At 64.3% G+C, this 11,308-nt stretch carries 9 protein-coding genes; 4 read left to right on the forward strand and 5 right to left on the reverse strand.

What is annotated here, in order from left to right:
- Positions 1-6 precede the first annotated feature (6 nt).
- From aspS to CKO35_RS15180, 3 genes are all read right to left on the reverse strand, one after another.
- Entirely contained in the window at positions 7-1,794 is a 1,788-nt protein-coding gene (gene aspS, locus CKO35_RS15170; RefSeq protein ID WP_200176962.1) for an aspartate--tRNA ligase, read from the reverse strand.
- A 91-nt stretch (positions 1,795-1,885) separates the two neighbouring features.
- Positions 1,886-2,530, reverse strand: coding sequence for a DUF502 domain-containing protein (locus tag CKO35_RS15175; protein ID WP_242467242.1), 645 nt, complete (start codon positions 2,528-2,530; stop codon positions 1,886-1,888).
- A gap of 6 nt (positions 2,531-2,536) precedes the next feature.
- Positions 2,537-2,824 carry an FmdB family zinc ribbon protein gene (locus CKO35_RS15180; RefSeq protein WP_200176963.1) on the reverse strand — a complete coding sequence of 96 codons (288 nt, stop codon included), beginning with the start codon at positions 2,822-2,824 and terminating at the stop codon, positions 2,537-2,539.
- Between the two features lie 142 nt (positions 2,825-2,966).
- Between CKO35_RS15180 and CKO35_RS15185 the strand changes: the two genes are divergently transcribed.
- Both CKO35_RS15185 and CKO35_RS15190 read left to right on the forward strand, forming a co-directional pair.
- On the forward strand, positions 2,967-3,344 hold the full coding sequence (locus CKO35_RS15185) for a DsrE family protein (RefSeq protein WP_200176964.1): 378 nt from the start codon (positions 2,967-2,969) through the stop codon (positions 3,342-3,344).
- Between the two features lie 10 nt (positions 3,345-3,354).
- Positions 3,355-4,206, forward strand: a complete 852-nt coding sequence (locus CKO35_RS15190; protein WP_207143834.1) for an SDR family oxidoreductase — start codon at positions 3,355-3,357, stop codon at positions 4,204-4,206.
- Positions 4,207-4,235: 29 nt separating this feature from the next.
- Here CKO35_RS15190 and CKO35_RS15195 read toward each other — a convergent pair whose 3' ends face one another.
- Positions 4,236-7,505: an efflux RND transporter permease subunit gene (locus tag CKO35_RS15195; RefSeq protein WP_200176965.1), complete on the reverse strand. Its 3,270-nt coding sequence runs from the start codon at positions 7,503-7,505 to the stop codon at positions 4,236-4,238.
- On the reverse strand, positions 7,502-8,551 hold the full coding sequence (locus tag CKO35_RS15200) for an efflux RND transporter periplasmic adaptor subunit (RefSeq protein ID WP_200176966.1): 1,050 nt from the start codon (positions 8,549-8,551) through the stop codon (positions 7,502-7,504). The genes CKO35_RS15195 and CKO35_RS15200 overlap by 4 nt, the downstream gene beginning before the upstream one ends.
- 171 nt (positions 8,552-8,722) lie before the next feature.
- Here CKO35_RS15200 and CKO35_RS15205 point away from each other — a divergent pair, with 171 nt between their 5' ends.
- Positions 8,723-9,196, forward strand: a complete 474-nt coding sequence (locus CKO35_RS15205; protein WP_200176967.1) for a DUF4124 domain-containing protein — start codon at positions 8,723-8,725, stop codon at positions 9,194-9,196.
- 167 nt (positions 9,197-9,363) lie between these two features.
- Complete coding sequence (locus tag CKO35_RS15210; protein WP_200176968.1) at positions 9,364-11,082, forward strand: proline--tRNA ligase; 1,719 nt, start codon at positions 9,364-9,366, stop codon at positions 11,080-11,082.
- The last annotated feature ends 226 nt before the right edge of the window (positions 11,083-11,308 follow it).

An 11,308-nucleotide genomic window follows, 5' to 3' on the forward strand; every position in this document is an offset into this window, starting at 1 on the left:
AAGAGGTCAGCCCTCCTTCTTCTCCCCACCCATCGGCCGCAACCGGATACCCAGTTCCCGCAGCTGGGCCTCGTTGACCGGGGCCGGGGCCTGGGTCAGGGGGCAGGCGGCGGTCTGGGTCTTGGGGAAGGCCATGACGTCACGGATGGACTGGGCGCCGGTCATGAGCATGACCAGACGGTCCAGACCGAAGGCGATGCCGCCGTGGGGCGGGCAGCCGTACTTGAGGGCATCCAGCAGGAAGCCGAACTTCTCCCGTGCCTCGTCTTCGCCGATGCCCAGCAGACCGAACACCGCCTGCTGCATGGCCATGTTGTGGATACGCACGGAACCGCCGCCCACCTCGGTACCGTTGAGCACCATGTCGTAGGCGCGGGAGACCAGCTGGCCCGGATTCTCGGACAGGGCCGCCAGATCGTCGGTACGCGGCGCGGTGAAGGGGTGATGCAGGGCCACCCAGCGGCCTTCCTTCTCGTCCAGTTCGAACATGGGGAAGTCCACCACCCACAGGGGCCGCCAGCCCCGCTCCACCAGACCCCGGTCGTGACCCAGCTTGACCCGCAGGGCCCCCAGGGACTCGTTTACCACCCGGGTCTTGTCGGCGCCGAAGAAGATCAGATCGCCGTCCTCGGCACCGGTGCGGTTAAGGATCTCCACCACCACCGTGTCCGGCAGGAACTTGAGGATGGGGGACTGCAGCCCCTCGCGCCCGGCGTTGATGTCATTGACCTTGATGTAGGCCAGCCCCTTGGCACCGTAGCGGCCGACGAAGCTGGTGTAGTCGTCGATCTCCTTGCGGGACACCTCGCCACCCTTGGGCAGGCGCAGGGCAGCCACCCGGCCGTTGGGGTCCGTGGCGGGACCGGAGAAGACCTTGAACTCCACCTCGGCCATCACGTCGGTGAGATCCACCAGCTCCAGGGGAATGCGCAGATCCGGCTTGTCGGAACCGTAGCGGTGCATGGCTTCGGCATAGGTCATGCGCTGGAAGGGGGTGTGCAGGGGCACTTCCAGCACCTGGGCGAAGAGTTCGCGCACCATCTCCTCCATGAGGGTCATGATGGCCTCTTCATCCATGAAGGAGGTCTCGATATCCAGCTGGGTGAATTCCGGCTGGCGGTCGGCGCGCAGGTCCTCGTCGCGGAAGCAGCGCACGATCTGGTAGTAGCGGTCCAGGCCGGACATCATCAGCAGCTGCTTGAACAGCTGGGGCGACTGGGGCAGCGCGAAAAAGCTGCCGGGATGGGTGCGGCTGGGCACCAGGTAGTCGCGGGCACCCTCGGGGGTTGCCTTGGTGAGCATGGGGGTCTCGATATCCAGGAAGCCGTGGGATTCCAGGAATCGGCGCAGCACCCCGGTCACCTGGGCGCGCATGCGCAGGCGGGTCTGCATGACCGGACGGCGCAGGTCCATGTAGCGGTAGCGCAGGCGGGTTTCCTCGCCCACCTCATCCTCGTCCAGCTGGAAGGGCGGCGTCTCGGCGGCGTTGAGCACGGTCAGTTCGGTGCCCAGCACCTCAATGGCACCGGTGCGCAGATCGGTGTTGACCGTGCCCTCCGGACGGCGGCGGACCTTGCCGCGCACCTGCAGCACATATTCACTGCGAACCCGTTCGGCGGTCCGGAATACCTCGGCCCGGTCCGGATCGAACACCACCTGCACCAAACCCTCCCGATCCCGCAGGTCGACGAAGATGACGCCCCCATGGTCACGGCGACGGTTGACCCATCCGCACAGGGTCACCTCCTGGTCGAGCAGGGATTCATCGACGGTGCCGCAGTAATGAGTACGCATGTCTTGCCTTCGCTGGTTGATTCGGTTCTGGGGAAAACGGGTAATGGTAAGGGGTTCGATGCGCCGGAGTAAACGCCCGGGCGGCGGGCCTTCAGCCCGATTTCCCCTTGGGAGGATAACGGGGCACCACCACCCCCAAAGACATGACGAACTTGAGACCGTCCTCCACGCTCATGTCCAGCTCCATCACCTCCTCCTTGGGCACCAGGATGATGAAACCCGAGGTGGGGTTGGGGGTGGTGGGCACGAACACACTCACCACCTGTCGCTCGGTGCGGGCCTGCACCTCGCCCATGCCGCTGCCGGTCTGGAAGCCCAGGGTCCAGACCCCCTTGCGGGGATACTCGATCAGCAGCACCTTGCGAAAGGAATCCCCACCGGCGCCGAACAAGGTCTCCATCACCTGTTTTACCGCTGAATAGATGGTGCTCACCAGGGGAATCCGGGCCAGGATGGCCTCCCAGAGATCCACCAGCTTGCGTCCCACCAGGTTCGCCACCACCAATCCGGTGAGAAAGACGATCACCAGGGCAACGACGATGCCGAAACCGGGGATGGTGAAACCCAGCAGGTTTTCCGGCCGCCAGGGGGGCGGCAACAGCAACAGGGTGCGGTCCATCATCTCGACGATGAACTTGATCACCACCACGGTGGTGATCAAGGGCACCCACACCACCAGTCCGGCGATCAGATAGCGCCGGAAGGTATGCAACGGTCCTGTGGAGATGGGGTTCAAGGGGGATCAGCTCGCGGCCTTGCAGGCGGCGCAGGCGTCAGCGCCACCGCCGGACTTGCTGTCGGCGCCGCAGGCCGGAGCCTTGCCGTCATCCTTGAGATTCTTCTTGTTGCCGTTCTTGAAGTCGGTCTCGTACCAGCCGCTGCCGCCCAGACGGAAGGCAGGGGCCGAAACCTGCTTCTGCAGGGTGGCACCGTGGCATTCGGGGCAATCCACCAGGGGGGCGTCGGAAAACTTCTGGATGGCCTCCAGGCGGTGGCCGCAGGCATTGCATTCGTATTCGTAGATCGGCATGGTCAATACCCCAGGGGCAGAAATCTGGACAGGTCCGGATTATATCCGCAAAGTGTTTCACGGCACCGGAGAAATGGTGCCTGGTTGCATATGGGGACGATCAGGAAAATTTCCAGCCCTCCTTCCACCAGGCAATGACACCATGGCAGACAAGGTCATCATCATGCTTCTCAACACCAGCCTCAAGGCCCCCGGGACCCTGGGGGCGCCCTTCTTCCAGGCCGCCGTGGCGGCGGCGATGGATCTGGAAGTGGAGATTTATTTCGCGGCCGAAACCACCCAGCTGCTCAAGCAGGGAGTGGCGGAGAACCTCTACACCGGCAAACAGCGGACGAAGTCCGTCTATGACTTCATGCGGGACGCCCACGAGGCCGGGGTGAAGTTCTATGCCTGTGCCGGTGCCATGGCGGAGCACGAGCTCAGTGACGACAATGCCATCCCGGAGCTGGACGGCAAGCGCGGCGGCGGGGCCTTCATCGGCGAGGCGGTGGAGGACGGGGTTGTGGTGCTGACGTATTAGGAGACCACCATTGAACACATCCCCCAGATCCGTGCTCATCACCGGCTGTTCCTCCGGCATCGGCCATTGCGCCGCCCGAATGCTGCGGGAACGAGGTTTTCGGGTGTTTGCCACCGCCCGACGAGCGGAAGACGTGGAACGGCTGCAACAGGAGGGCTTCGAAGCCCTGCCCCTGGATCTGGATGATCCGGACTCCATTGCCGCCGCCGTGGAGGCGGTCCTCGCTGCCACCGGCGGACGACTCTACGGTCTGTTCAACAACGGCGCCTACGGTCAACCGGGGGCGGTGGAGGATCTGTCCCGGGAGGTGTTGCGCAAACAGCTGGAGACCAACGTGCTGGGCTGGCTGGACCTGACCAACCGGGTGATCCCGGTGATGCGGGCCCAGGGCGAGGGGCGCATCGTGCAGAACAGCTCGGTGCTGGGCCTGATCGCCCTGCCCTTTCGCGGTGCCTACACCTGCTCCAAGTTTGCCCTGGAAGGACTCACCGACACCCTGCGCATGGAACTCCACGGCAGCGGCATACACGTCTCCCTGATTGAACCCGGTCCCATCACCAGCCGCTTTCGAGCCAATGCCCATCAGGCCTTCCTGGCCCACATTGACCGGGACAACAGCGTCTTCCGGGAAAAATACCAGGCGGCGGAACGGCGTCTGACCAAGCCGGGGCCGGCCGCCCCCTTCACCCTGCCCCCGGAGGCGGTGGTGAAAAAACTGATCCACGCCCTGGAAAGCCCCCGCCCCCGGGCCAGGTACTACGTGACGGTGCCTACGTATTTGTTCGGCACCCTGCGGCGCATCCTGCCGACACGCTGGCTGGACCGGATATTGATGGCAGTGTCCAGAGGCGAGAACCGCTAGGGTTCCGGGAGGCGCGATGGGTCTCCGCTTCAGTCCGTGCGTCCTCTCAGATAGCTGTAGTACAGCACCGGAATCACCAGCAGGGTGAGCACCGTGGAGACCAGTACCCCGAAGATCAGGGAGATGGCCAGACCGTTGAAGATGGGATCGGTCAGGATGAACCCGGCGCCGATCATGGCCGCCAGACCGGTGAGCACGATGGGCTTGGTACGCACCGCCCCCGCCCGGATCACCGCTTCCTCCAGGGCCATGCCACGGGCCACTTCCTGGTTGATGAAATCCACCAGCAAAATGGAGTTGCGCACGATGATTCCCGCCAAGGCGATCATGCCGATCATGGAGGTGGCCGTGAATTTGGCGTCCATGAACAACCCATCCAGCAGGGCGTGACCGGGCATGACACCGATCACCGTCAGCGGGATCGGCGCCATGATGATCAGCGGCACCACGTAGGAACGGAACTGGGCCACCACCAGCAGGTAGATGAGCACCAGCCCCACCGAATAGGCCAGACCCATGTCGCGGAAGGTCTCATAGGTGATCTGCCACTCCCCGTCCCACTTCAGACTGTAGACGTAAGGGTCCTCCGGCTGACTGATGAAATACTGATCCAGAGGACGGCCCAGGGCCAGGGGCTGGTCACGCAACTGGAAGAACAGGTCGAACATGCCGTACAAAGGACTGTCCAGACGCCCGGCCATGTCGCCGGTGACATAGACCACCGGCAGCAGGTCCTTGTGATGAATGGACCGCTCCCGGGTGGTCTCCACCACGTTGACCAGCTCCGACAGGGGCACCAGGGCACCGTCCCTGGCCCGTACCCGCAACGCCAGCAAGGTATCCAGCTCCGCCTTGTCGGCGGCGTCGAACTCCAGCCGGATGGGCACGGCGTACTTGACCCCGGCACCGAACAGGAAGCTCACGTCCTCGCCCCGGATCACCGTGTCCACGGCGTGGGCGATCTGGTCCTGGGCCACACCCAGCCGGGCCGCCTTTTCACGGTCCACTTCCAGGATCAGGCGCGGACCGGGATATTCCACCGAGTCGTCCACATCCACCACACCCTCGGTGGACTCGAACAGGGCCCTGACCTGACGCGCCACCCGGATCTGACCTTCGTAATCGGGGCCGTAGATCTCCGCCACGATGGGGGCACGCACCGGCGGCCCCGGCGGCACCTCCACCACCTTCAGGGCGGCGCCGTGGCGCGTGGCAATCTCCTGCAGGGGGCCGCGCACGTCCAGGGCGATCTCGTGACTTTGGCGATGACGCTCCTTCTGATCCACCAGATTCACCTGGATATCCCCCAGATGTCCGCCCTCCCGCAGGTAGTACTGGCGCACCAGACCATTGAAGTTGATGGGCGAGGCGGTGCCCGCATACACCTGGTAGTCCCGCACTTCCGGCACCGTGGCCAGGTATTCGCCCATTTCCCGCAGCACCCAGGCGGTGCGCTCCAGGCTGGTGCCTTCAGGCATGTCCACCACCACCTGGAATTCGGACTTGTCATCAAAGGGCAGCATCTTGAGCACCACCACCTGGAAATAGGCCAGGGAAACGGAACCCAGGATCAACAGCACCATGCTCCCGTAGAGGCCCCAACGGCGCATCCGCGCCCCCTTGCCCCGCAGGAAGGGTCCAAGGATGGCCTCGGAACCCCGCTGCATCCAGCCGGCGGCGGCCTCACCGCCGTCATGACCCTTGCCCCCGTGTGCCGGGGGTTGCTGTTCCGCCTGACGCCGCAATAACTTGTAGGTCATCCAGGGCGTCACCACATAAGCCACCGCCAGGGACAGCAGCATGCCCATGCTGGCATTGATGGGAATCGGGCTCATGTAAGGCCCCATCAACCCGGAGACGAAGGCCATGGGCAACAGGGCCGCAATAACGGCGAACGTGGCCAGGATGGTGGGACCACCCACCTCGTCCACCGCCAGGGGGATGGCCTCCAGCAGCTTCTTCTTGCCCATTTGCATGTGGCGATGGATGTTCTCCACCACCACGATGGCATCATCCACCAGGATGCCGATGGAGAAGATGAGGGCAAACAGGGAAACCCGGTTGAGGGTGAAGCCGTAGGCCCAGGAGGCGAACAGAGTCAGGGCCAGGGTGATGACCACCGCGGTGCCGACGATAAAGGCCTCCCGCCAGCCCAGGGCCAGCCACACCAGGATCACCACCGAGGCCGTGGCAAGGATCAGCTTCTGGATCAGGGTCCGGGCCTTGGCGTCGGCGGTCTCGCCGTAGTTGCGGGTGACGGTGACCTCCACCCCTTCGGGGATATGGGTACCCCGGAGCTGCTCCATGCGGGTCATGAGCCGGTCGGCGATATCCACCGCGTTGGTACCCGGCTGCTTGGCCACGGCGATGGTCACCGCGGGTTCGGTCAGGCCCGGCACGAAGTCGTTGCCGGCGCCCACGCCCCAGCCGAAGCGCACGTAATTGTCCGGCATGGCCGGCCCCTGACGCACCTGGGCCACGTCCGACAGGTAGACGGGACTGCCCTCGTGGACGCCCACCACCAGGGCGGCGACCTCCGCCTCGCTGGACAGGAACCGACCGGCCTGCAGGGGGATCTCCAGGTCATCCCGCACCAGCGCCCCGGCATCGCGGGAGACATTGCCGGCCCGCAGGGCATGACGCAGATCCTCCAGGCTCAGGCCGAAACCGGCCACCCGCTGGGGGTCCAGCCGCACCTGGACCACATGGTCGGGACCGCCGATGGTGTAGATGTCCCGGGTGCCCGACACCCGCTTGAGTTCGGTTTCCAGACTGTGGGCCACCCGCAGCAGCTCATGGGCACCCCGGGCAGGGTCTTTGGTCCAGAGGGTGAAGGCCAGGATGGGCACATCATCGATCCCCTTGGGCTTGATGATGGGTTGCCCCACCCCCAGCCCCTGAGGCAACCAGTCCTGATTGGAAAAGACCTGATTGTAGAGCCGCACGATGGCATCGGTGCGGGGCTCCCCCACCTGGTACTGGACCGTGATCACCGACAGACCGGGCTGGGATACCGAGTAGACATGCTCCAGGCCCTCGATCTCGGACAGCACCTGCTGGGCCGGGATGCTCACCAGCTGCTCCACTTCCTCCACCGAGGCACCGGGGAAGGGAATGAACACGTTGGCCATGGTGACATTGATCTGGGGTTCTTCCTCGCGGGGGGTCACCAGAATGGCGAACAGCCCCATCAGCAGTGCCACCAGCGCCAGCAGGGGCGTGATCTGGGAGGTCAAAAAGGCCTTGGCGATACGCCCGGAGATCCCCATGGCGCCGGCGTCCTTTGCGGTCCCGTTCATCGTGCCGCCTCCCGCTGCCGGTTCTTGAGAACCACGCCGGCGGCGACGGGATCCAGGGCCACCTGCTCGCCTTCGGACAGACCCGCCAGGATGGCCACCTGCCCGTCGCCTTCCGTTCTCCCCGTGCGCACCTGGCGCAGGCTGATACGACCCTGGTCATCCACCACATAGACCGCGGAGACCTCGCTGCGCCGAACCACCGCCGTGGCCGGTACCAGCAGGGCCTCACGCTCGCCCACGGTGAAGGCCACCTTCACGAACATACCGGGAAACAGGCCCGGTGTCCGGTCGGGCAGTTCGGCCCGGACCCGGAACGCAGCCGTGGCCGGATCGGCATAGGGGAAGAAGGTAAGCCGGCTGACGGTCACCGGCGACTGGTCCTCCAGCAGGATGCGGGCACTCTGATATCGGCGCACCGGGTTGATGAAGCGCTGGGGAACCTCGGTGGTCACCCGCAGAAACTCCAGGGAGATGCCCGACAGCAGCGGCTGACCGGGACTGACACTCTCGCCCACCTCCACATGACGCCGGGTGACGATGCCCGCGTAGGGAGCACGCACCTGGGTGTAGTCCAGTTCCTCCCGGGCGCCGTCACGGGCTGCGCGGGCGGACTCCAGGCGGGCACGAGCCGCTTCCAGCGCGGCGGTGACCCGGTCCATCTCGGCACGGGAGATGAGCTGGCGCTCGAAGATGCCCTGTACCCGATCAAACTCGGTCCGGGCCTCGTTGAAGCGGGCCTGGGATTCCCGCAGGCCGGCCTCGGCCTGATCCAGACGGGCACGCTGTTCGGTGTCCCGCAGACGGATGATGAGCGCCCCCGCCTCTACGAAATCGTCCACGTCATACAGGACTTCCATGACCCGGCCGCTGGTCTGGGCCGACACCGTGGCCTGCTGCACCGCTTCCACCCGACCATCAAAGACCTGCTCGGCGGGCAACACATGACGGGAGGCAGGGGCAGTGGCCAATTCAGGATCGGCAGAGGCGATTGCGGCCCAGAAAATGAGGGATCCGAGGAATAACCGGCGCAGGCCAGGGTGGATCATGTTGGAGCACTCCGTGACGATGGTGTCTTAGCCAGGCAGTCGGGCTAAAGACACACAATATTAGTTTTTTCTAATTTAGCATGAATCCCTCGGCATCAAAACCCAGTCACGGGGAATCAGCGGAGACAAGCTTTGCTAGACTAAGGTCAGACAACAAAGGGTTCTTTCACGATGAACAGCGGCATCCTGCACTTCCCCTTGCGCCACGCCATGCTGATCCTGATGATCATCCCGGCCCTAAGCCTGCAAACCGTGATGGCAAGGGACTTCTTCCGATGGACCGACGAACAGGGCGTCACGCATTTCGGTGAAGTTCCTCCTACCGGCGTCCCGGCGCAAAGGGTTTCCCCCTCGGTCAGCCGCCCTGACCCAACCACCCGTGAGCGACTGGAAGCCCAGATTCAAGGAATGGATGAACGCGCCCAGAGCCGACGGGAAGCCTCGCAGCAACAACACCTGCAGGCCGAGGCCGCCAGGATTCGGAGTGAAAACTGCAGTCAGGCCCGGCGTAACATGGAGACACTGACACAGCAGGGAGGACGAATCCTGATTGTCGAACAAGGCGAGCACCGCGCCCTGACAGAGGAGGAACGACAGGAAAGAATCCAGGAAACTCAGGCGCAGATCAGTGAGTTCTGTGACTGAGCCAGCTCGCTGATACTGACTACCTGCTCATGTCCGGGAGACAACCGGTCGGACACCGCCGGGACATTGGAGAAAATGTCCGCCGCAGACCCGCCCGCCGGAAATCATCCCGGCCCGGTTCATGATAAATTGCGTGATCCCTATTCCCACAATCCGGACAGTCCTGCATGCGTGTATCCCAGTTCCCTCTTGCCACCCTGAAAGAGACCCCCGCCGACGCCGAAGTGATCAGCCACCAGCTCATGCTGCGGGCAGGCTATGTGCGCCGTCTGGCCTCCGGCCTGTATACCTGGATGCCCCTGGGATTACGGGTGCTGCGCAAGGTGGAGGCCATCGTGCGCGAAGAGATGAACCGGGCCGGCGCCCTGGAAGTGCTGATGCCGGCGGTGCAGCCGGCGGAACTGTGGCAGGAATCGGGGCGATGGGAACTGTACGGCCCCGAACTGCTGCGGCTGAAGGATCGTCACGATCGTGACTTCTGCTTCGGCCCCACCCACGAAGAGGTGATCACCGACCTGGTGCGGCGTGAAGTGAACAGCTATCGCCAACTGCCGGTGAACTATTACCAGATCCAGACCAAGTTCCGGGACGAAATCCGCCCCCGCTTCGGCATCATGCGGGCAAGGGAGTTCCTGATGAAGGATGCCTACTCCTTCCATGCCGACACCGAGAGCCTGCAACAAACCTACGACCTGATGCACGCCGCCTACTCCCGCATCTTCCAGCGCTGCGGCCTGGATTTTCGCGCCGTGCATGCGGATACCGGCTCCATCGGCGGTAGCAAATCCCACGAATTTCACGTACTGGCCGCCTCCGGCGAGGATGCCATCGCCTTCTCCGACAGCAGTGACTATGCCGCCAACGTGGAACTGGCCGAAGCCGTGGCCCCGACCGGGGAACGGCCCGCCCCCACCGAGGACATGCGCATGGTGGACACCCCCAACGTGCGTACCATCCAGGAACTGGTCGACGGCCATGACCTGCCCGTCGAACGGACCATCAAGACCCTGGTGGTGGCCGCCTCGGAAGAAACCGCCACCCAGCTCATCGCCCTGGTGGTGCGCGGCGACCATGAACTCAATGCCCTCAAGGCGGAAAAACTGCCCCAGGTGGCTTCCCCCCTGCGCATGGCCGGGGAGGCGGAGATCCGCGCGGTGATCGGTGCCGGCCCCGGCTCCCTCGGCCCCGTCAACCTGCCCATCCCCTGCATCGTCGACCGGTCGGTGGCGATGATGAGCGACTTTGCCGCCGGCGCCAACCAGGACGGCAAGCATCTGTTCGGCATCAACTGGGAGCGGGACGTCCCCCTGCCCACGGTGGCGGATCTGCGCAACGTGGCGGCCGGCGACCCCAGCCCGGACGGCCAGGGCACCCTGGAGATCCGCCGCGGCATCGAGGTGGGCCACATCTTCCAGTTGGGGGACAAGTACAGCAAGGCCATGAATGCCACCGTGCTGGACGAGCAGGGCCGTTCCCTGGTGGTCACCATGGGCTGCTACGGCATCGGTGTCTCCCGGGTGGTGGCCGCGGCCATCGAGCAGAACCATGACGAACGGGGCATCATCTGGCCCGCCGCCCTGGCCCCCTTCCAGGTGGCCCTGTGCCCCATCAACGCCCACAAGTCCCAGCGTCTGCGGGAAGCCGCCGAGGACCTGTACCAGCGCCTGCAGGCGGCCGGTATCGAAGTACTCATGGACGACCGCAACGCCCGGCCCGGGGTCATGTTCGCGGACATGGAGCTGATCGGCATCCCGCACCGGATCGTGCTGGGCGAACGGGGCCTGGATGCGGGCGAGGTGGAGTACAAGGGCCGCCGGGATGCAGAGGCCACCATGGTCCCCGTGGCGGCGCTGGAATCGTTCCTTCTGGAGCGACTGGGGCGGTGATGACGTTGCCCCCCTCATCTTCAAGGGAGATGAGGGGGTATGGGTCAGCATATGATTAAAATCCTGCGTTTAAAGATATTAGGCCAACAACGGTTCCTGCTTTTTTGTTCTGGTCAAGTCGCAGCGGACACGGATTAAGCAGCAACCGCTAAAAAATGTTGCTGAGGGGTGATGTACCCCAGGGACGAGTGGAGCCGGTCGCTGTTGTACTCCATCTCGATGTACT

The organism is Ectothiorhodospira shaposhnikovii, assembly GCF_016584105.1.
GTDB lineage: Bacteria > Pseudomonadota > Gammaproteobacteria > Ectothiorhodospirales > Ectothiorhodospiraceae > Ectothiorhodospira > Ectothiorhodospira shaposhnikovii.